At 67.4% G+C, this 21,326-nt stretch carries 11 protein-coding genes; 3 read left to right on the top strand and 8 right to left on the bottom strand.

All coding sequences use genetic code 11. From position 1 onward, the window contains the following. Positions 1-210 precede the first annotated feature (210 nt). Positions 211-2,286, top strand: a complete 2,076-nt coding sequence (gene pbpC, locus CD928_RS08690; protein ID WP_255247142.1) for a penicillin-binding protein 1C — start codon at positions 211-213, stop codon at positions 2,284-2,286. Positions 2,287-2,415: 129 nt separating this feature from the next. Continuing rightward, positions 2,416-3,999, top strand: a complete 1,584-nt coding sequence (locus tag CD928_RS08685) for an amino acid permease (protein WP_095386706.1) — start codon at positions 2,416-2,418, stop codon at positions 3,997-3,999. 34 nt (positions 4,000-4,033) lie between these two features. Here the strand turns inward: CD928_RS08685 and CD928_RS08680 are convergent, their stop codons facing one another. The 5 genes from CD928_RS08680 to CD928_RS08660 form a co-directional block, all read right to left on the bottom strand. Beyond that, positions 4,034-5,287, bottom strand: coding sequence for a multidrug effflux MFS transporter (locus CD928_RS08680; RefSeq protein ID WP_095386705.1), 1,254 nt, complete (start codon positions 5,285-5,287; stop codon positions 4,034-4,036). Between the two features lie 89 nt (positions 5,288-5,376). Beyond that, positions 5,377-8,262 (bottom strand): pitrilysin family protein, encoded by a 2,886-nt coding sequence (locus CD928_RS08675; RefSeq protein WP_095386704.1) that lies wholly within the window; start codon positions 8,260-8,262, stop codon positions 5,377-5,379. A gap of 352 nt (positions 8,263-8,614) precedes the next feature. Beyond that, entirely contained in the window at positions 8,615-8,917 is a 303-nt protein-coding gene (locus CD928_RS08670; RefSeq protein WP_095386703.1) for a hypothetical protein, read from the bottom strand. 25 nt (positions 8,918-8,942) lie between these two features. Next, on the bottom strand, positions 8,943-11,828 hold the full coding sequence (locus tag CD928_RS08665) for a pitrilysin family protein (RefSeq protein ID WP_095386702.1): 2,886 nt from the start codon (positions 11,826-11,828) through the stop codon (positions 8,943-8,945). Positions 11,829-11,913: 85 nt separating this feature from the next. Further along, positions 11,914-14,067: an acylase gene (locus tag CD928_RS08660; protein ID WP_095386701.1), complete on the bottom strand. Its 2,154-nt coding sequence runs from the start codon at positions 14,065-14,067 to the stop codon at positions 11,914-11,916. Between the two features lie 129 nt (positions 14,068-14,196). Here CD928_RS08660 and clpB point away from each other — a divergent pair, with 129 nt between their 5' ends. Then, the gene (clpB, locus tag CD928_RS08655) at positions 14,197-16,776 is read left to right on the top strand and encodes an ATP-dependent chaperone ClpB (protein ID WP_095386700.1); all 2,580 of its coding nucleotides are present in this window, start codon (positions 14,197-14,199) and stop codon (positions 16,774-16,776) included. 52 nt (positions 16,777-16,828) lie between these two features. On the opposite strand, the gene CD928_RS08650 is transcribed toward clpB, so the two are convergent. The 3 genes from CD928_RS08650 to CD928_RS08640 all read right to left on the bottom strand — a co-directional run bounded on the left by CD928_RS08650 (position 16,829) and on the right by CD928_RS08640 (position 21,234). Beyond that, the gene (locus CD928_RS08650; RefSeq protein ID WP_141237125.1) at positions 16,829-17,092 is read right to left on the bottom strand and encodes a hypothetical protein; all 264 of its coding nucleotides are present in this window, start codon (positions 17,090-17,092) and stop codon (positions 16,829-16,831) included. A gap of 105 nt (positions 17,093-17,197) precedes the next feature. Further along, positions 17,198-20,161, bottom strand: coding sequence for a TonB-dependent siderophore receptor (locus CD928_RS08645; RefSeq protein ID WP_095386698.1), 2,964 nt, complete (start codon positions 20,159-20,161; stop codon positions 17,198-17,200). A gap of 302 nt (positions 20,162-20,463) precedes the next feature. Then, on the bottom strand, positions 20,464-21,234 hold the full coding sequence (locus tag CD928_RS08640) for a M23 family metallopeptidase (RefSeq protein ID WP_255247141.1): 771 nt from the start codon (positions 21,232-21,234) through the stop codon (positions 20,464-20,466). Positions 21,235-21,326: the final 92 nt, after the last annotated feature.

Raw genomic sequence — 21,326 nt, 5'->3', positions numbered from 1 at the left:
CGAAACTTGGCAGCTCGCTGCCTAGTTGCAGCGGGTGGGGTCCATCGGCCTTGCGCAAGGCCGATGGACCCCACCCCCGACCCCTCCCCTGAAGGGGAGGGGCTTATTGTGACATCCGCAACGGAATTATCGCTCTATCAGATGGTCCAGCAGCAGCGCCGATTCCGCCTCTTCGACGCCGTCGCCTGGGTCGCGCTCGCGGCGCTGATCATGGCCACCGCCGCGCATCTCGTCACGAAACCACCGGCGATGTCCGCCTACGCCGACGTGCGCGCAGCGTGGAAGCCCAGCGAGGCGTGGCTCTACGACCGCGACGGACGGCTGCTTGATACCGAGCGCATCGATTTCGAACGCCGCCGCCTCGCCTGGGTGCCGCTGAAGGACATCAGCCCCGCGGTGCGCAGCGCGGTGGTGCGCGCCGAGGACCGCCGCTTCTGGGCGCACGGCGGGGTCGACTGGCTCGCGATCGCGGCGGCGGTGCGCGCGCGCCTGACGATGGGGGGGACCGGCGGCCGCTCGCGCGGCGCCTCGACGCTGCCCATGCAGCTCGCCGCCTTCCTCGCGCCCGAGCTCGCGCAGCCCGGCCAGCGCGGCTGGCTCGCCAAGCTGCGGCAGATGCGCGCGGGGCAGGCGCTCGCGGCGCACTGGACCCACGAACAGATGCTCGAGGCCTATTTCAACCTCGTGCCGCTGCGCGGCGAGGCGCAGGGGATCGGAGCCGGCGCGAACAGCCTGTTCGGCAAGCGCCCCGCCGAGATGAGCCGCACCGATGCCGCGCTGTTCGCCGGGCTCCTCCCCAACCCGGCGGCGGGCGCGAAGGCGCTCGGCGACCGCGCGTGCCGCATCGCCCACGCGAAGGATTGCGGCGCCATCCGCGCCGCCGCCGCGACGCTCGTCTCGGGCGAGCGCGCCGCGCGGCTCGACCCCGCGCTCGCGCCGCACCTCGCGACCCGCCTCCTCGATAAGCCCGGCAAGCGCGTCACGACGACGATCGACCGCCGCATCCAGATCCTCGCGATCCAGGCGATGCGCCGCCAGCTCGCCGGGCTCGGCGCCGGCCGGGTGCGCGACGGCGCGGTCGTCGTGCTCGACAATGCGAGCGGCGAGGTGCTCGCCTATGTCGGCGGCGTCGGGCTCAAATCGACCGCCGCGGCGGTCGACGGCGCCAATGCGATGCGCCAGGCTGGCTCGACGCTCAAACCGCACCTCTACGCACAGGTGATCGAGCGCGGCTGGCTCACCGCGGCATCGATCCTCGACGACAGCCCGGTTCAGCTCGACACCGCCTCGGGCCTCTATGTGCCCAAGAATTACGACCACAGCTTCAAGGGTCCCGTCAGCGTGCGCCAGGCGCTCGCCAGTTCCTTGAACGTCCCCGCGGTGCGCACGCTCGTCATCGACGACGTCCAGGAATTCCGCGACCGCCTCTGGGCGCTCGGCTATCACGGCCTTGTCGAGGACGGCGATTATTACGGCTTCAGCCTCGCGCTCGGCTCGGCCGAGGTCAGCCTGGTCGAACAGGCCAATGCCTTTCGCACCTTCGCCAATCAGGGCCGCTGGTCGCCCGTCCATTTCCTGATCGGCGAGGATGCGGACGAGACGCGCCAGATCGTGAGCCCCGCCGCCGCCTTCATCGTCGGCGACATCCTCGCCGACGCCACCGCCCGCGCCGACGCCTTCGGCGCCGACAGCGCGCTGCGCCTGCCCTTCTGGGCCGCGGCGAAGACCGGGACGTCGAAAGGCATGCGCGACAATTGGTGCATCGGCTGGTCCGACCGCTACACCGTCGCTGTCTGGGTCGGCAATCTCGAGGGCGATTCGATGCGCGCCGTCTCGGGCACATCGGGCGCCGCGCCGGTATGGCGTGACGTCATGATGGCGCTCCACGCCGGCCATCCGGGCAAGCCGCCCGCGATGCCGGGCGGCGTCGAGGCGCGGCGGATCGCGCTTCCCGGCACCCGCGAGCCGCCGCGGCGCGAATATTTCGTGCGCGGCACCGCGCAAACCGAGATGGCGGCCGCCCCCGCCGCCGCCCGCCGCCCGCGCATCACCAGCCCGGTCAGCGGCAGCGTCTATGCGATCGACCCCGACATTCCGGGGGATCGCCAGCGGCTCGCGGTGACGGTCAGCGGCGCCGTCGCGGGGCACCGGCTGATCCTCGACAAGCGGCTCGCCGGCGACGCCGACGCCGGCCTGCAGATCGTGCCGCAGCCGGGCAGCCACGTCCTCGCACTCGTCGACCCGGGCGGGCGGACGATCGACCGGGTGCGCTTTACGGTACGGTAAGCGCGGTTCGCGCGGCGCGGCGGTTATGGCTTTCGTCACGAAATTAAGTTGCGCTGACCGAAGGAGCGGCTAGTCTGCGCCGCCAGGAGAGGGCGCCCGCGCAAGGCCGCCCGACAAGGGGATGTTTCTATGATATTTGGTCGCGTCAAATCACTCGACGCCATCTTGGCCACGGCCGAGAAGAAATCGCTGCACCGGTCGCTCGGTGCAGTCCAGCTGACTCTGCTCGGGGTCGGCGCCATCATCGGCACCGGGATTTTCGTCCTCACCGCCGCAGCGGCGCAAAAGGCCGGGCCGGGCATGATGTGGAGCTTCGTCATCGCGGGTGCGGTGTGCGCGGTCGCGGCGCTCTGCTATTCCGAACTCGCTTCGATGGTGCCCGTATCGGGATCGGCCTACACTTACACCTATTCGGTCGTCGGCGAATTGCTCGCCTGGATGGTCGGCTGGGCACTGATCCTCGAATATGCGGTGGCGGCGAGCGCCGTATCCGTCGGCTGGTCCGGCTATTTCATGGGGCTGGTCAAGAGTCTGACAGGATTCGAGTTACCAACGATGTTACAAGCTGGGCCGACCTGGTCGCTGAACGGCTTCATCCCCGTTGCCGATTTCAGCACCGGCTTCATCAACGTGCCGGCGATCTTCGTCGCGCTCGCGGTGACCTGGCTACTGATGATCGGAACCAAGGAAAGCGCGACCGTCAACGCCTTTCTGGTGGCGATCAAGGTCGCCGCGCTCACCATGTTTATCATTCTCGCGCTGCCGGTCCTCGACCGCGAGCATTTCGCGCCCTTCGCGCCGAACGGCTGGTTCGGCCCGGCGGGAACCTCGGGTCTCGGCATCGTCGGTGCAGCCGCATCGATCTTCTTCGCCTATGTCGGCTTCGACGCGGTTTCGACCGCCGCGGAGGAGACCAAGAATCCACAGCGCAACGTGCCGATCGGGCTGATCGGCAGTCTCGCCATCTGCACCGTCTTCTATCTGCTCGTTGCAGCGGCGGCGATCGGCGCGATGGGCGCGCAGCCCACCGCGCTCGGGGTGCAGCCGGGAACCGCCGAATTCGCGCGCGAATGCGCGGCGCTCGCCGCCAAGGGCAGCGAGCCACTGGTCTGCTCGAACGAGGCGCTCGCGCATGTGTTGCGGTCGATCAACTATACCCGTGCCGGCGACCTCATCGGCCTTGCCGCCAATCTGGCGCTTCCATCGGTCATCCTGATGATGTTGTTCGGCCAGACGCGCATCTTCTTCGTCATGGCGCGCGATGGCTTGCTCCCCGAAAAGCTCGCCACGGTTCATCCGAAATGGAAGACGCCGCACATCGTCACGCTGATCACCGGTATCTTCGTCGCGATCGCCGCCGCGCTGCTGCCCGTCGGCCAGCTCGCCGACATCTCGAACTCGGGAACGCTGTTCGCCTTCCTGATGGTGTCGATCGCGGTATTGGCGCTGCGCATCAAGGATCCGAAACGGCATCGCCCGTTCCGCACGCCGCTCGTCTGGGTGGTCGCGCCCGTGGCGGCCTTCGGCTGCGTGTTTCTGTTCTGGAACCTGCCGATCGACGCCAAGCTGGTGCTCCCGATCTGGGGCGTCGTCGGCCTGGTCATCTACTTCCTCTACGGCTACCGCCGCAGCCATGTCGGGCGCGGCATCATCGAGGTGCACGAGGACGATCCCGATGCGCCGCCGCAGCCGGTGCCGCCGATCGCCGAATAGGAAAAGGGGGCTCCGGCCCCCTTTTCTTTGTCCGTCAATAGGGGCTTTTCGGTGCCGTGCCCGGCCGGGTGAAGAGCTTGCCGCGCTCGGCCCAGAAGACGAGCGCCAGCCCGACGCCCCCCGAAATCAGGAAGGCATAGGCGAGCGGCAGCGTCGAGCCGTCATATTGCTGGCCGATCAGCGCGCCGATCGCCGCGGCGAGCAGCGTCTTGGCAAAGCTTTGATAGGAGGAGGCGACGCCGGCCATATGGCCGAAATCCTCCATCGCGATCGACCCGAAGTTGCTGCCGATGAAGCCAATCAGCCCGACGTTGACCATCATCAGCGCGGTGAACATCCACAAGGTCTCGGCGCCGCTCAGCGCGACGGCGATCTGCACGATCGAGGTCGCCATGAAGGCGAAGGTCGCGCTCTGCGACACGCGCCGCGCGCCGAAGCGCTCGACGATCGCGGCGTTCGAGAAATTGGCGATCGCGATCCCCGCCGCGACGCAGGCGAAGACGAGCGGGAACCAGCTTTGCGCCCCGAACACCTCGGCGATGATCTGTTCGCTGCTGTTGAGATAGCCGTAGAGCGCGGCCTGCATCATCGCCGACGCGAACATATAGCCCGCGGCGCGGCGATGCCGCGTCACCGTCGCCCAGCCCGCGATCATCGTCCGCGCATCGAGCGGTCGCACGTCGGCGGGGTCGAGCGTCTCGGGCAGCCGCCGCAGCCACAGCAGCATGACCACTCCCATCACCGCGAGCACGATGAAGATCGCGCGCCAGTTGGCAAGGGCGGTGACCCCCGCCCCCATCGTCGGCGCGATCGCCGGCACGATCATGAAGACGAGGAAGATCATCGACAGCCGCTTCGCCATCGCATCGCCCGAGAAGAGGTCGCGGATCACCGCGACGACGATCACGCCGAGCGCCGCGCTGATCATCCCGTGCCCGAAGCGCAGCGCGAGGAGCAGCGGAAAGCTGTTCGCGAGCCCGCAGCCGATCGAGAAGGCGACATAGGCGAAGAGCGCCGGCACCAGCACCCCCTTGCGCCCGAAACGGTCGGACAGCGGCCCATAGAAGAGCGAACCCACGCCGATGCCGAGCAGATAGGTCGAGATCACATATTGCCGGTCGTTCGCGACCGTGACCCCCAGCGCGTCGCCGATCGCCGGCAGCGCGGGCAGCATCGAATCGATGGCGAGCGCGTTGAGCGCCATCACCATCGCCATCATGAACACCATCTCGCGAGCGCCGGGCAGGCGGGCGCGCTGGTCGTCGGAAGGAATCGCGGGATTGTGCATTGCAGCATCCCTATGGACGGAGCCGGCCGCTTTGACCAGTGCCGGCTCCGTCGGTCAGCCGGGCATAGCTATGCGCGCCTGGGCGCGACCTACTCCTTCGGCGCCGCCATCTCCTCGACCGGCAGCCCCAGCTTGGCGAGTTGCGGCTTCACCGTCTTGGCATCGCCGACGACGACGATGACGAGATGGCCGGGCTGCAGCTCCTTCGCCGCCGCGGCGTTCAGCGTCGCCGCGGTCAGCGCGCCATAGATCGCCGGCAGCGTCTCGTAATAATCGTCGGGCCGGCCAAAGCGGACGATCTCGTCGATCCCGCCCGCGATCTGCCCGCGCGTCTCGAACCGGTTGGGCAGGCCGCGGATATTGCCTTCCTTGATCCGGTTGACCTCGACCGGCGTCGCGCCGCGCGTCGCCGGATAGTCGCGCATCTCGCGCAGCATCTCGGCGATCGCGTCGCCGGTGCGGTCGCTCTGGACGGGCGCGCGGACGATATGCGGCATCGGCCCTTCGGTTTCCTGGATCGTGCTGCGCACGCCATAGGACCAGCCCTTGGTCTCGCGCAGGTTCATGTTGAGCCGCGACAGAAAGCCGTTGCCGAGGATCTCGTTCGACGCCTGGAGCACCTCGTTCCTGTCCTTGCCCGTCTCGGGCAGCACCTGTCCCGCCGCGATCACCGACTGCGGCGCGCCGGGCCGGTCGATCAGCACGATGCGCTGGCGCGCCGCGGGGATCGCGACGCTCAGGTCCTTTTGCGCCGCGGGCGTCGCCGGCGGAACCCATTGGCCGAACGCGCCGTCGAGTGCCGCGACGGCCGCCGCCTCGTCGACGTCGCCGACGACGATGATCCGCGCCTTGTCCGGACGGAAGGAGGCGGCGTGCGCCGCCGCGAGGTCGGCGGGGGTCAGCCGCGCGACGACGTCGCGGCTGCCGGTGCCGGTCAGCGGCGCGCCATAGGGATGGCCGGGGCCATAGAGCAGGGGCGGCAGCGTGCGCATCGCGAGCACCATCGGGCTATTCTCTTCCTGCGCGATTCCCGCCAGCCGCTGGCCGCGCACGCGCTCGACCTCGGCCGGGGCGAAGGCGGGCGCGCGCACGATATCGGCCATCAGCGCCAGCGACGGCGCCAGATTGCTCGTCAGCGTGTCGAGCGACACGGTCGTCGAATCGAGCCCCGCGCTGACGTTGATGCTCGCGCCGAGCCGTTCCTGCTCCTCGGCGATGGCGATCGCGTCGCGGCTCTTCGTACCCTCCTCGAGCATCGCCGCCATGAAGCTCTGCGTGCCGCGCGCATCGGGCGCGTCGGCGGCGAAGCCCGCGTCGAAGCTGAGCGACACCGTCACCTTGGGCACCGCGCTGCGCTTCGCGAAATAGACCGGGATGCCGTTGGCGAGCGTCGCGCGCTCGATCGCGGGAAAATCGAAGCTGCCGACGGGTTCGACCGGGGGAAAGCTGCGCTTCGCGGCCGCCGCCGGCGTCGCGGGCGCGGCCGCCGGCGTCGCTTCATCCGCATCGGCGCCGCGATAATAGCCGATGCGCGGGCTGCCCGCCTTTTCCCAGCCGCCGCGGTTCTCGCCGCCCTCGGTGCGCTCGCCCGGGTCGACGCGGATCGCGGCGACGGGCCGGGTCAGCCATTTCTGCATCGCGCCCTGCACCGCGGCGGGAGTCAGCGCGGTCAACGCCGCGAGGTCCTGCTTGTATTTCTCGGGATTGCCCGAAAAGACGAGGCCTTCGGCGAGCGTCGCGCCCTTGCCGCCGAAGCCGCCGACCTGCTCGAGCTGCCCGACCTGCGCCGACACGAGGCTCGCGACCGCGCGGTCGAGTTCGGCCTGCGTCGGTCCCTTGGCGATGAAATCGGCGAGGATCGCGTCATAGCGCGCTTCGGCCTTGGCGACGTCTACCCCCGGCTTCACGTCGATATAGCTTTGCACCATCGACGCGTGCTGGAAGGGCATCAGATAGGCGGTAACGGCGACCGCGAGCTGCTCCTTGCGCACCAGCAGATTGTCGAGCCGCGAACTCGCGAGCCCGCCGAGGATATACATGCCGGTCGCGAGCGCCGGGTAGCTCGGGTCGTTGAGCCCCGGCACCGCCCAGTTGCGATAGAGCCGCGTCGTCGCGACCTGATCGGTGATCGTCTTCGCGAACGGCGCGCTCAGCGTCGGCACCGGCGCCTCGACCGCCGCGATCGGCGGCCCCGCCGGAATGTCGCCGAACCAGCGCTCGACCTTGGGCTTCGCGGTCGCGGCGTCGATGTCGCCCGCGAGCACCAGCACCGCGTTGTTCGGCCCGTAATTGTCGGTGAACCATTTCTTGACGTCGGCCAGGCTGGCGGAGTTGAGATCGGCCATCGAGCCGATCGTCGAGTGGCGATAAGGGTGCCCGACCGGGAAGAGCGCGTCCTGCGCTTCATATTCGACGATCGCATATGGCTGGTTGTCGCCCTGCCGCTTCTCGTTCTGGACGACGCCGCGCTGCTGGTCGAGCTTCTCCTGCGTCACCGCGCCGAGCAGATGCCCCATGCGGTCGCTTTCCATGAACAGCGCGAGGTCGAGCGCGCCGGTCGGCACCGTCTCGACATAGTTGGTGCGGTCGAGCCAGGTCGATCCGTTGGTCGGGGTCGACCCCGCGGCCTCGAGCGGCTCGTCGAAATTGGGCACATTCTCGCTGCCGCCGAACATCAAATGCTCGAACAGATGCGCGAAGCCCGTCTTGCCCTTGGGCTCGTTCTTCGATCCGACGCGATAATAGGTGGTGACCCCGACGATCGGCGCCTTGCGGTCGGTGTGGACGAGCACGGTCAGCCCGTTATCGAGCGTGAACTGCTCATAGGGAATGTCGATCGCCGCGACCGTGTCGGCGATCGCCGCGGCCTTGGACGAAGCGGCGGCGGGCTCGTCCGCGGCAGCGGCCGACAGCGGCACGCCCGCCAGGACCAGCGCGAGCACGGCCAGCGAGGCCGACAGCTTGGATTTCTGCATGATTTTCCCCGTTTTTCCGAACGCTATAGTTCGGCGCCGACTATCGAACGTCCGGCGACGGACGCCAAATGCTTTTCGACGAGCGACGGGAATGGCGAAAGGCGGCCGGTAGCGGCCATACCTTCTCCCCTCCCTTCTAGGGAGGGGCTGGGGGTGGGTAGCCGCCGAAGGCGGCGTTCTTTCGTGGGCTCGCTCCGCTCGCGCACCCACCCCTAACCCCTCCCTAAAAGGGAGGGGAATGGCTCAAATCACTCCAAAGCGAACATTCGATGGGCAACGCGACCACCCAATGAAAAGAGGCCGCCCGTCGCTTTCGCAACGGACGGCCCCGATCCCTGAACCTGCCGGGCGATCAGCCCTGGCGCGTTCCCGTCATCGCCATCGAACCGAAGGGTCCGGCCTTGATCGTGCCGGTCAGCGCGTCGCCGTCGATCGTCGCTTCGCATTCGAGCGTCATCGGCATCGGCACCTTCATGTTCATCGTCCAGGTGAGCGAGTTGCCGTCGACCTTGCCATTCTCGACGTCGAGCGACCCCATCGCCCCCGCGTTCTGGCCGGTGAAGCTGTCGCCGTCGCTCTTCACGGTGAAGACCGACTTCTGGTCGCCCATTGGCGATTTGGTGATGCACTCGTAGCTGCCGTCGACTTGGGCCATCGAATCCCTCCTACTGAAACTGATGTTAATTAGCTGGTGTCGCTATTTCCACCGGCAAACCCAATCCGTCAAGCTGCGGTTTCACCGTCGCCGCGTCGCCGACGACGACATAGACGAGATCGTCGACGCTCAGCGCCTTCCGCGCCGCGGCGTCGATCTCGGGCGCGGTCATCGCCTCGTAGGTCGCGGGCAGCTTCTCGTAATAATCGTCGGGACGGTCGAACTTGACGATCGAGCGCAAGCCGCCGAGCACATCGCCCGACGTCTCGAAGCTGCCGGGAAGTTCGCGCACGCTGCCGTTGATGGTGCGCTGCAGTTCCTCCGCGGTGGTGCCCTTGTCGCCGAGATAGGCGGTCAGGTCGCTGCGGAATTCCTTGATCGAATCGCCGGTGCGGTCGGCCTGCACCGGCGCGATCGCAACCCAGGTCAGCCGCTGCTTGTCGGCCGACACCTGCGAGCGCACGCCATAGGACCAGCCCTTGGTCTCGCGCAGGTTCATGTTGAAGCGCGACAGGAAATTGCCGCCGAAGATGTCGTTCGCCGAACGCAGGATCTCGAGATGATCGCTGCCCTTGGCGTCGAGCACCTTGCCCGCCATGATGACCGATTGCGGCGATTTCGGCCGGTCGACGAGCAGGATGCGCGGCTTGGGCGCGGGAATCGCGACCTCGAAATGCTTCGCGGGCTTCGGCGTCGACGGGGCCTTCCACGCGCCCAGCGTCGCGTCGAGCTCCTTCTTCACCTCGGCCAGGGTCGTGTCGCCGACGACGAAGACGCGCGCATTGTCGGGGCGAATCCACGTCGCGTGGAACGCCGCAAGCTGATCGCGCGTCGCCGCCTTGACCGCGTCGGCGTTGCCGAGGCCCGAAGGCGGAATGCCGTAGGGGTGGTCGGCGCCATAGAGCACCGGGCGCAGCACCCGCGCCGCGATCGCGCTCGGGTTGTTGAGCTCGGCCTTCAGCCGGTTGAGCTGCTGCGCACGCACGCGCTCGAGCTCCTTCGCGTCGAAGGCGGGGTTGCGGATATAGTCGGCGAGCAGCCCGAGCGACGCGCGGAGGTTGGGTTTCAGCGCGAACAGGCTGAAGATCGTCTCGTCGGCGTTCGCCGACCCGTCGATCTGCGCGCCGAGCCGCTCCTTGGCCTCGGCGAAGGCGATCGAATCGAGGCTCGTCGTGCCTTCGTCCATCAGGCTGAGCATCAGCGACTGGGTGCCGAGCGCCTTGTGCGGATCGGCGGCATAGCCGGCGTCGAAGCTGACCGCGACCTGGACCGTCGGCACCGTGTCGCGCCGCGCGAACACGACCTCGATCCCGTTCTTGAGCGTCGTGCGCTCGATCGCCGGGAAATCGAGCGCCTTCAAGTCGGCGACCGCGGGCATCTGCGACCGGTCGGCGATCGAGCTCGCCGCGCCGACACCCGTGTCGGGGCCGACGTCGCCGAGCGCCGGGTTCCAATAGCGGTCGGGCTGGACCGCTTCCGCGATCTTGCCCGCGGTGACCGCGCCGCCGCGCGCCTCGCCGCCCTCGGTGCGCTCACCGGGCGTGTAGGTCAGCGAAAAGGCCGGGCGCGACAGCCATTTGTTCGCGACCGCCTTCACCTGTTCGGGGGTTGCCTGCGCCATCCGGTCGAGCTCGGTCTTGTAATAGGCGGGATCGTTCGAATAGAGCGCGCCCTCGGCGAGCGTCACCGCCTTGCCGCCGAAGCCCCCGACCGATTCGAGCCCCGAAATCGTGCCGCCGAGGGTGCTCGCGGCGGTGCGTTGCAGTTCGTCGGCGGTCGGGCCGGTCGCCAGGAATTTCGCGATCTCCTCGTCGAGCCGCTTGCCGACCAGCGCGGGATCGACCCCGTCCTTGACGTCGGCCTGGACGATCAGGATGCCGGCATCCTCGAACGGCTGCGCATAGGCGGCGACGCTGACCGCGACCGGGTCCTTGCGCACCATCGCATTGTCGAGGCGCGAGCTCGACAGGCCGCCGAGGACGCCCATCGCCATCTGCAGCGGCACCGCTTCGGGATCGTTGAGCCCCGGGATCGCCCACATGCGGTAGATGCGCGTCGTCGGGATCAGGTCCTTGACCTCCTTCGCCAGCGGCGCGGGCAGCGTCGGCACCGTGACCTTGGGCATCTCGACCGCGGGGCCGCGCGGAATGTCGCCGAACCACTCGCCGACCTTCGCCTTGGCCGTCGCGGCGTCGATGTCGCCCGCGAGCACCAGCACCGCATTGTTCGGCCCGTAATTGTCGGTGAACCATTTCTTCACGTCGGCGAGGCTCGCCGTGTTGAGGTCGGCCATCGAGCCGATGGTGCTGTGGTGATAGGGATGGCCCGAGGGAAAGAGATTCTCGAAAATCTCGTAGCGCAGCAGCCCATAGGGATTGTTGTCGCCCTGGCGCTTTTCGTTCTGGACGACGCCGCGCTGGTTATCGAGCTTTTCTTGCGTCACCGCGCCGAGCAGATGCCCCATGCGGTCGCTTTCGAGGAACAGCGCGCGGTCGAGCGCCCCGGTCGGCACCGTCTCGAAATAATTGGTGCGGTCCATGTTGGTCGTGCCGTTGCTGTCGGTCGCGCCGACCTGCTGCAGCGGCTCGAAGAAATCGCCCGGCGCATTTTCCGACCCGTTGAACATCAGATGCTCGAACAGGTGCGCGAAGCCCGTCTTGCCCGCGGGCTCGTTCTTCGACCCGACGCGGTACCAGACCGACACCGCGACGACGGGGGCCTTGTGATCCTCGTGCACGATGACGCGCAGGCCGTTGTCGAGGGTGAAGCTCTCGTACGGAATGTCGACCGCCTTCACCAGCTCGGCGATCGGCGCGGGGTCGGCGGCCTTCGCCTTGGCGAGCGCGGGTCCCGCCGCGACGAGCGCGGTCGAGGCGGCGAGGGCAAGGGCGAAGCGGTGGGAACGGAACATGGACGATCCTCTTGAAAAGGCGCGCAGGATGGCGCGGATGCCGGACGGCACTGTATGAGAGGTTTAGGACAGCGATTTGCGGCTTTCAAGGCCGATAGAAGCGCGCGCCGCTCGCCTTCAGCGCCGCCGGATCGAACAGCACCGGCTTCAGCCGATGCGCCACGAACAGCGGTGCCTGGTCGTTGTAATGCGGGCTCGCCGGGCGCGTCGTCGCGGCGCCGAAGGGCTGGATCGATTCCGAATGCACGCGCCCTGCCTTGTCCCAGGTCACGAACAGGATGAAGCTGTCGCCGTGGCGCACCTTCAGCCGCCCGTCGGGCTCGACGTCCCACAGGGTCGAGGCGCGCACCGTGTCGTTGCCGCCGTCGAGCGGCAGGTCGACGCGATGCGGTCCCTCGCCGTGGCGCAGCCGCAGCACCGTGCCGAGCTTGGGGTCGAGCCCCGCGAAATGCTCCTGCAGATGCGCGACGACCTCTTTCAGCACGGTGCGCGGGTCGGGCGCGGCGCGGCGCTGATAGTGGGCGCCGCCCGCGGGACGCAGCACCATCAGCGCGAGCGCGTCGCCATGCCCCTTGCCGTCGAGGTTCCAGTCCCATTTGCGCAGCAGCGCCTGCGCCTCGGCAAGCGCCGGATCGCCCTTCGTGTCGAGCGCGAGCAGCTTGTCGATCCACGCCTTCGCATAGCCCGTCCTCGCATAGGTGGTGTCGTATTTGATCGCCTTCAGCCGCGCCTCGTCGATCTGCCCCGATGCCTCGAACAGCGCGATCAGCCGCGTCGCGCGATTGGTCATGTCGTCCTCGATGCCGAGCAGCGGCGAGAAGGCGGCGGCGTCGAGCTCGTCGCCCGGCCCCGCCGCGACCCACGGCGTGTTGTTCGCGTTGATGACGTAGCCCGATGCCGGATTGACCAGCGCGGGGACGCGGTCGAAGGGCAGCGTCTTGGTCCACAGATCGGCCGAGGTGTCGCCCGGAACGATCCCGCGCCAGTCGAACCCCGGCTGGCGGTCGGGGAACATCGCATTGTAGAAAAGGCCGATATTCCCCTTGGCGTCGGCGTAGACGAAGTTCGTCGCGGGCACCCCCTGCCCGGCCATCGCGGCGCGCCACTCGGCGAAAGTCTTCGCCTTGTTGAGCCGGTAATATTGGGTGACCATGTTCGCCTGGTCCTGCCCCGCATAGCGGATCGCGAAGGCGCCCTTGTCGTTCTTGATCACCGGCCCCTGCACCGATCGCCAGATGGTGCGCGGCACCGGCAGCACGAACGGCCCGAACTTCACCTTGAGCCAGATCCGCTTCTTTTCGAGCGGCCGCCACGCGCCGTCGAACCGGTATTTCTCACCGCTCTCGTCGAGGGTCAGCCGGTAGACGTCGATCAGGTCGGGCCGGTTCACCGTGTTGGTCCAGCCGAGATATTTATTGTGCCCGAGGAAGGGGTAAGGCGAGCCGGGGAAGTTCGCGCCGGCGAAATCCCATCCCTCCTGGCTATGCACGACCAGTTCGTACCAGGCGACCCCGCCGGTCCACGGCTGGTGCGAGTTGGAGACGAGCCGGGTCGCGCCGTCGGTCGAGCGCGACGGCGCGACAGCAAACCCATTCGAGCCGTTCGACCCCGGATCGCGCCCCAGCGGCGTGTCGGAGCGCGGAACGACCTTGCCGGTGACGTCGATCGCCGGGCCGCCCTCGCGCCCCAGCGGCTGCCCCTCGGTCAATTCGCCGAGCACCGAATCGAGCCCGAAGAAGAAGGGCGAGCGCAGCACGAAGCCCGCGACGACATCCTCGCCGGTCACCGGGAACAGCCCCGACAGCCGCACCTCGTCCGGATGCTTGTCGGCATAATGGTTGAGCCCCGCGGCATAGGCGGTGAACAGCGCCTTCACGTCGCCCGGCAATCGCGGCCAGTCGCGCGCGGTCGTCTCGCGCACGCCGAGCAGCGCCGCGACATAATCGACCTTCGCGCCATCGGTGCCGAGCAGCGCGCCGGTGCGCCCGCGCGTCATCGCGAGCACCTCCTGCAGCGTCGCGAAATCATCCTCGGCATGGGCATAGGCGACGCCATAGGCGACATCGGCATCGGTCTTGCCGAAGATATGCGGCACCCCGAACCCGTCGCGCGCGATCCGCACGTCGGTCGGCTGAAAGGCTGGCGCGGCGGGCGCCTTCGCGGTCAGCGGCTCCCAGACCGCGAGCCCGACCAGCGCGGCGGCGACCAGCAAGAGCAGTCCGACGAAAAATTTGCGCATCCGCTTTCCCACTTCCTGCATTATGCCTTGCGACAGGCCTCATGGCGGAAAATTTGCGGCACGGAAAGCCATGCTCTTGTGTTGCAAAATGGCAACACTATCTCTGGTTGCGAGAAAGGGGCTTACTTCATGAACCTCGAAAAATTCACCGATCGCGCCAAGGGCTTCCTGCAGGCGGCGCAGACGATCGCGATCCGCATGAATCACCAGCGGATCAGCCCCGAGCATATCGCCAAGGCGCTGCTCGAAGATAATGAAGGCATGGCCGCGGGGCTGATCGCGAAGAGCGGCGGCGATGCCGCGCGCGCCGTGCAGGGCATCGACGCGCTGCTCGCGAAAGTGCCCGCGGTGTCGGGCTCGGGCGCGCAGGCGACCCCGGGACTCGATAATGACGCGGTGCGCCTGCTCGACCAGGCCGAGCAGGTCGCCACGAAAGCCGGCGACGGCTATGTCACCGTCGAGCGGCTGCTGCTCGCGATGGTGCTTTCGACCGCCACACCGGTCGGCAAGGTCTTCGCCGACGCCGGGGTCAAGGCCGACGCGCTCAACGGCGCGATCAACGATCTGCGCGGCGGCCGCACCGCCGACACTGCGTCGGCCGAGGATCGCTACGAAGCGCTCAAGAAATTCGCCCGCGACCTCACCGAAGTCGCGCGCGCGGGCAAGCTCGATCCGGTCATCGGCCGCGACGAGGAAATCCGCCGCACCGTGCAGATTCTCGCGCGCCGGACCAAGAACAACCCGGTGCTGATCGGCGAGCCCGGCGTCGGCAAGACCGCGATCGCCGAGGGCCTCGCGCTGCGCATCGCCAACGGCGACGTCCCCGACAGCCTGAAGGACCGCCGCCTGCTCGCGCTCGACATGGGCGCGCTGATCGCGGGCGCCAAATATCGCGGCGAGTTCGAGGAGCGGCTGAAGGGCGTGCTCGACGACGTCAAGGCCGCCGAGGGCGAGATCATCCTGTTCATCGACGAGATGCACACGCTCGTCGGCGCGGGCAAGGGCGAGGGCGCGATGGACGCCTCGAACCTTTTGAAGCCCGCGCTCGCGCGCGGCGAGCTTCACTGCATCGGCGCGACGACGCTCGACGAATATCGCAAATATGTCGAGAAGGACCCCGCGCTCCAGCGGCGCTTCCAGCCGGTGTTCGTCGGCGAGCCGACGGTCGAGGATTCGATCTCGATCCTGCGCGGGCTCAAGGAGAAGTACGAGCTGCACCACGGCGTGCGGATCACCGACGGCGCGATCGTCGCCGCGGCGACGCTGTCGAACCGCTATATCTCCGACCGTTTCCTGCCCGACAAGGCGATCGACCTGATGGACGAGGCGGCGAGCCGCATCCGCATGGAGGTCGAATCGAAGCCCGAGGAGATCGAGAGCCTCGACCGCCGCATCATTCAGATGAAGATCGAGGAATCGGCGCTCGGCAAGGAAAGCGACGCGGCGTCGAAGGACCGGCTGGCCTCGCTCCAGGCCGACCTCGCCAACCTCGAACAGCAGTCGGCCGAACTCACCCAGAAATGGCAGGCCGAGAAGGACAAGATCCACGCCGAGGCGAAGATCAAGGAGCAGCTCGACGCCGCGCGTAGCGCGCTCGATCAGGCCCAACGCATCGGCGACCTCGCGAAGGCAGGCGAGCTCAGCTACGGCACGATCCCGGGTCTCGAAAAACAGCTCGCCGACGCCGAAGCCGCGGCGGGCAACGCGATGCTGCGCGAAGAGGTCACCGCCGACGATATCGCCGCGGTGGTCAGCAAATGGACCGGCATCCCGGTCGACCGGATGATGGAGGGCGAGCGCGAAAAGCTGCTCGGCATGGAGGATACGCTCGGCCAGCGGGTGATCGGCCAGGACGAGGCCGTCCGCGCGGTCTCGACCGCGGTGCGCCGTGCGCGCGCCGGACTACAGGACCCGAACCGGCCGCTTGGCTCGTTCCTCTTCCTCGGCCCGACGGGCGTCGGCAAGACCGAACTCACCAAGGCGCTCGCGCGTTTCCTGTTCGACGACGACAATGCGATGGTCCGCATCGACATGAGCGAGTTCATGGAAAAGCACAGCGTCGCTCGGCTCGTCGGCGCGCCCCCGGGCTATGTCGGCTATGAGGAGGGCGGCACGCTCACCGAAGCGGTGCGGCGGCGCCCTTATCAGGTCGTCCTCTTCGACGAGGTCGAAAAGGCGCATGGCGACGTGTTCAACATCCTCCTGCAGGTGCTCGACGACGGACGGCTGACCGATGGGCAGGGGCGCACGGTCGACTTCACCAATACGCTGATCATCCTGACCTCGAACCTCGGCAGCCAGGCGATCGCCGCGCTTCCCGACGACGCGCCGGTAGAGCAGGCAGAGCCCGCGGTGATGGAGGTGGTGCGCGCGCATTTCCGGCCCGAGTTCCTGAACCGGCTCGACGAGATCGTGCTGTTCCACCGCCTGGGGCAGCAGCATATGGGCGGGATCGTCGATATCCAGGTCGCGCGGGTGCAGAAGCTGCTCGCCGACCGCAAGGTGACGCTCGACCTCACCGACGCCGCGCGTGCGTGGCTCGGCCGGGTCGGCTATGATCCGGTCTACGGCGCACGGCCGCTGAAGCGCGCGGTGCAGAAATATTTGCAGGACCCGCTCGCCGACCTGATCCTGAAGGGCGAGGTGAAGGACGGGTCGACCGTCGGGGTCGACGAGGGCGACGGAGCGCTCGTGCTGACGCCGGGCTGATCATCCGAAAAAGAGAATGTCCCGGCCCTTGGGCCGGGACGTTCGATACCGCTTAGCGGTTGCCTTCGACGAGCGAGCGCGAGCGTTCCATGTCGCGCGTGCGATCGAGGTCGGCCTTGCCCTGCGCGGCGAGCTGGTCCCATTCGGCCTTGGTGTGGCAGACGCGGCGCGACATGATCGAGCCGGTGGCGACTTCGCGCTTGCAGATTTTCTTTTCGGCGTCGGGCTTGTCGGCCGAGGCCTTTTCAGGCGCCGCGGCATAGGACACCGCCGGGGCGGCCGCCAACAGGGCGGCGAGAGAGAGAATGCGAATCACTCCGATCGTTCCTTTCATCGGGCCAGCGCCGCAAAGCCGCGCCGCCGGGCCAAAGAAAATGGGCGGCTCCCGAGGGAACCGCCCACCTTCCTACAAGTCCTTGACTTAGAAGTCGACCTTCGCGCCGATGCGGAAGTAACGACCCAGGATGTTCGGACCAGCCCAAGCCGGGTTGAAGCCGAACAGACCATAGGCCGAGTCCGGATCGAACGGCGGCTTGGTGTCGAGAAGGTTGAGGACGTTCGCGTAAACCGTGAACTTGTCGCCAATCTTCTGCGAAACCGTCAGGTCGAGGTTCCAGATGTCCTTGGTCTTACAATTGACCGGCGTGCCGTCGAGGTAAGCGTGCGTCGAGGTGCCATTGGCCGCGTTGAACGCGCAATCGCCCTTGATGCCGCCGAAGTCGATCGACGCCGTGTCATAGCCCTTGGTGTAATAGGCCGTCAGGCTGACCGCGGTATCGCCGAACTCCAGCGTGTTCTGCCACGTCGCGCGCCACTTGGGCGAACCCGAGCAGGACGTGATGTTGCAGGGGCTGAGCGTACCGTCGTAGCGCAGCACGTCGCCGGCGTCGGTCTTCAGCTCGTACTTCAGCATGTACGAAGCGTCGAAGTCGGTGCGCCAGGTCAGCGAGCTGCCGATCGGCAGGCTGGCGCGGGCACCGAAGTCGATGCCGCTGACCGTCTGCTGGTCCTGGTTGGTGAACGACGACTGGATGAAGCCGATGACCGGAAGCGCATTCGGGAACGCCGGATCCGGCTGACCCGGAAGAACGGTGATGCCCGGAATGTTCACCACGCCGTTGTTGGCATAGTAAGCCGCTTCGGCCGCGCTCGTGTCGGTGACGCCGGTGATCAGGTTCTTGACCTTGATGTGCCAGAAGTCGACCGTCAGGCTGACGTTGCGGATCGGCTCGAAAATGACGCCGGCGGTGAAGGCCGTCGACTTTTCGGGATCCAGATCGGGGTTGCCGACCTGCGTCAGACCCAGCGAGTAGTTGCCCGTCGCATAGGCGTTGTTGCCGTGCGCCGCGCAGAAGGCCGCGAAGGTGGTGCAGTTGACCGTGCGCGTCACATAACCCGTGGTCGGCAGACCGAAGCTCTCGTTGAAGCTCGGGATGCGGAAGCCCTTCGAGAAGGTGCCGCGGATGGCGACCTGCGGGATCGGCGTGAACTTCAGGCTGAGCTTCGGCGAGAAGTTCGACTGACCCGTCGAATAATCGTCGTAGCGGCCCGAAGCGCCGAGTTCGAGCTGGTCGATGATCGGCGCGCTCAGTTCGAAGAACGCCGACTTCACGTTGCGGCTGCCCGCGGTGCCGACCGAGTTGATGCTGTAGTAGCGATCATACTGGTTGCCGAGCGTGCCGGGGTTGGCGCTGGGAGCGTCGATCGATTCGTCGCGATACGACACGCCGACCGCCGCCTGCAGCGGACCGCCCGGAAGCTCGAACAGATCCTTGGCGATGGTCGCCTGGACCTGCCACAGCTGCGACACCGAAGTCGTCTGCTGGCGCGGGCCGATGAAGTCCCAGACGTCGTCGGGCGTGGCTTCCAGATCGTTGAAGTTGATCTGGCCGCGCGCGACGGCATCCATGATCCGCTGCGGGATGTAGTAGTTTTCCTGCGAACGCTTCAGGCGCACTTCCGACGCCGTGAAGTTGGCCGAATAGCGCCAGTCGTCGCCGAAGCTGCCGTCGATGCCCAGCACGCCGCGCAGCGCGCGCGAGTTGGTGTCGACCGTGCGGCCGCGGGTCGAACGGAGGAACGCCTGCGCCGTCTGGCCGCCAGCGGCATAGGGGTTGTACGGGTTGAGCACGCCGTTGGTCGCGTCGCAGCCCGTGTTCAGCCCGTCGGCGGTGCCGACGCCCGTGTTACAGACATAGACCGGCAGCATGACGTTGTACGCCAGCGCGCCGTTGTTCGGCGGCGTCGGCGTGCCGTTGAAGCCGAGCGGCGTGAACGACGCGTGGCTCTTCGTCTGATAATAGTTGGCGATCGCATAGAGCTGCGCATTGTCGCCGACATTGGCGGTGAAGCGCGCGGTCAGGCCCTTACGCTCGATGTCGGGCTGCAACATGATATAGTCGTTCTGGAAATCGACTTCGCAGACGCCCGCAAGCGGTGCGGTCGTCGACGTGCCGATGTTCTGGTGCATGTTGTAGCCGCGGCAGCCGGCAGCCGGGTTCAGGAATTCGAACCGGCCGGCGCCGGTCAGCGGGTTGGTCGCCGAGCCGGGGCGGACCAGCGTCACGCCGGGAATGCTGATCAGGCCGTTGAACGATCCGTCTTCCGGGGTGTAGCCGTTCCAGTTCAGGTTGGGCAGGCAGCTGCCGCTCGCGCCGCAAACGCCGGTCCAGTCCTGGGTGTTGAACGGATAGCCGCGGTCGCGCGCATAGAGCGCGTCCTGCTTCTGATATTCGCCGCTGACGTAGAAGTTGAAGCCCTGGTCGGCGAGGTCGCCGTAGCCCCAGGTCACGTCGACGCGCTGCTCGCCGGCATCGCCGCGCTGCGAAATGCCGACCGAACCGCCGAGATGGAGGCCCTGGATTTCCTTCTTGGTGATGATGTTGACCACGCCCGCGATCGCGTCGGCGCCATAGGTCGACGACGCACCGTCACGCAGCACTTCGATGCGGTCGACGACGGCGTTGGGAATGGTGTTGAGGTCGACGAAGTTGCGCTGGCCGTCATCCGCGAGCGGATAGGGAGCCATGCGCAGGCCGTCGGAAATCGACAGCGTCGCCTGCACGGTCAGGCCGCGCAGCGCCGGAGCATTCGCGCCCGACGCGAAGTTGAAGCCGGTGTTCCAGCCCTGGGTGATCGTGCCCGCGCCGTTGGCCGACAGACGCTGAACGGCGTCGGCGACGGTGTTGATGCCGCGCTCCTGGAGCGTTTCCGAGCTAAGCACGGTGACCGGCGACGGCGTTTCCGTGTCCGTGCGACGGAGGATCGAGCCGGTGACGACGATCGTGTCGTCGGAGGTGGCCGCGCCCTCGTCGGCCGGCGCATCCTGCGCGAACGCAGGAGCCGAAACCAGCGCGATACCCATGACGATGGGCGCGGCGCTCATTTTCAGCTTCGAAAAGTGAGTTTTCTTCACAGTGCAGTCCCTTGCTACTGGTGGCTATGATACCTGAATGAATTGCGCGCGCAGACTCCCTGCCCAGCGCGCGAGACACCCCGATAGGCTGCGGGATGACCCCTCATTCATTTTGAGTAAAGGAAATTCCCCGCCATTTTTGCGGTTTCGCGGGCCATTGTGACGTATTTGCAACATCCGCGAGAAGCGGCGAAATACAATGTGCTGGCGCCGCCCGTTTCGCGACATTTTGTTTCAGTCGTTACCGGTTTTGCTGCAGTGCAGCAAAATCCTCAGCGCGGCATCGGCCCCGCGAGCGTGCCCGGATCGAGCCGCGCGTCGCGCCATTTGAGTCCCCAGTGGAGGTGCGGGCCGGTGGCACGTCCGGTCGATCCGGTGGTCCCCAGCCGCTGCCCCTGCACCACCCGGTCGCCGACCTTCACCTCGAGGTGCTGGCAATGGAGAAAGGCGCTGTTCAGCCCCATGCCGTGATCGATCATCAGGAGATTGCCCTCGAGCGTGAAGGGCGTCGCCGCCGCGAGCACGACAACCCCGTCGGCGGGGGCGTAGAAAGGCGTGCCCGCCGGCACCGCGATGTCGGTGCCGCTGTGATAGGCGCCGGGCTTGCCCTGATAGACGCGCTGCGACCCGAAGAAGCCCGACAGGCGCCCGGTCGCGGGCCAGCGGAAGGACTGGCGCCAGCCGTCGACGTCGTGATCGACGCGGCGCGCCTCGACGATCTGCGCGAGCTCGCCGGGGCGGCGGCGCGCGAACTCGGCATCGCTCGCCGCGCCGCCGCGCCAGGGCGCGTTGATATGCTCGATCCGCCAGCTGCCCGCGGCGACGGCGATTGGATGCTCGATGCGACGACCATCGGCGAAGATCGCGACGAGTTGCGCGGTCGCGGGCGCGTCGCGGTCGAAGGCGATGAGGAATTGGCCGTCGGCTGCCAGCGGAACCGCGAGACCGTTGAACGTCACCTGCTGCGCACCGCGAGGCGCCTGCCCGGTGAGGATGCCGCCCTGTTGGGGCTTCCCGAATAGCAGGAAGGTCCCATAGGTCATCGGCACTTCGGTCGCTGGCTGCGGAGCCGACGCCGGAACGTCCGCAGCCGCTGCCGGCTCGGCGGAAACAGGCGCGGCGGGCGGCACGCAGC

The organism is Sphingopyxis sp. GW247-27LB, assembly GCF_002277025.1.
Classification (GTDB): domain Bacteria; phylum Pseudomonadota; class Alphaproteobacteria; order Sphingomonadales; family Sphingomonadaceae; genus Sphingopyxis.
The sequence above is the reverse complement of the archived record's forward strand: the minus strand, read 5'-3'. Positions and strand labels throughout refer to the sequence as shown.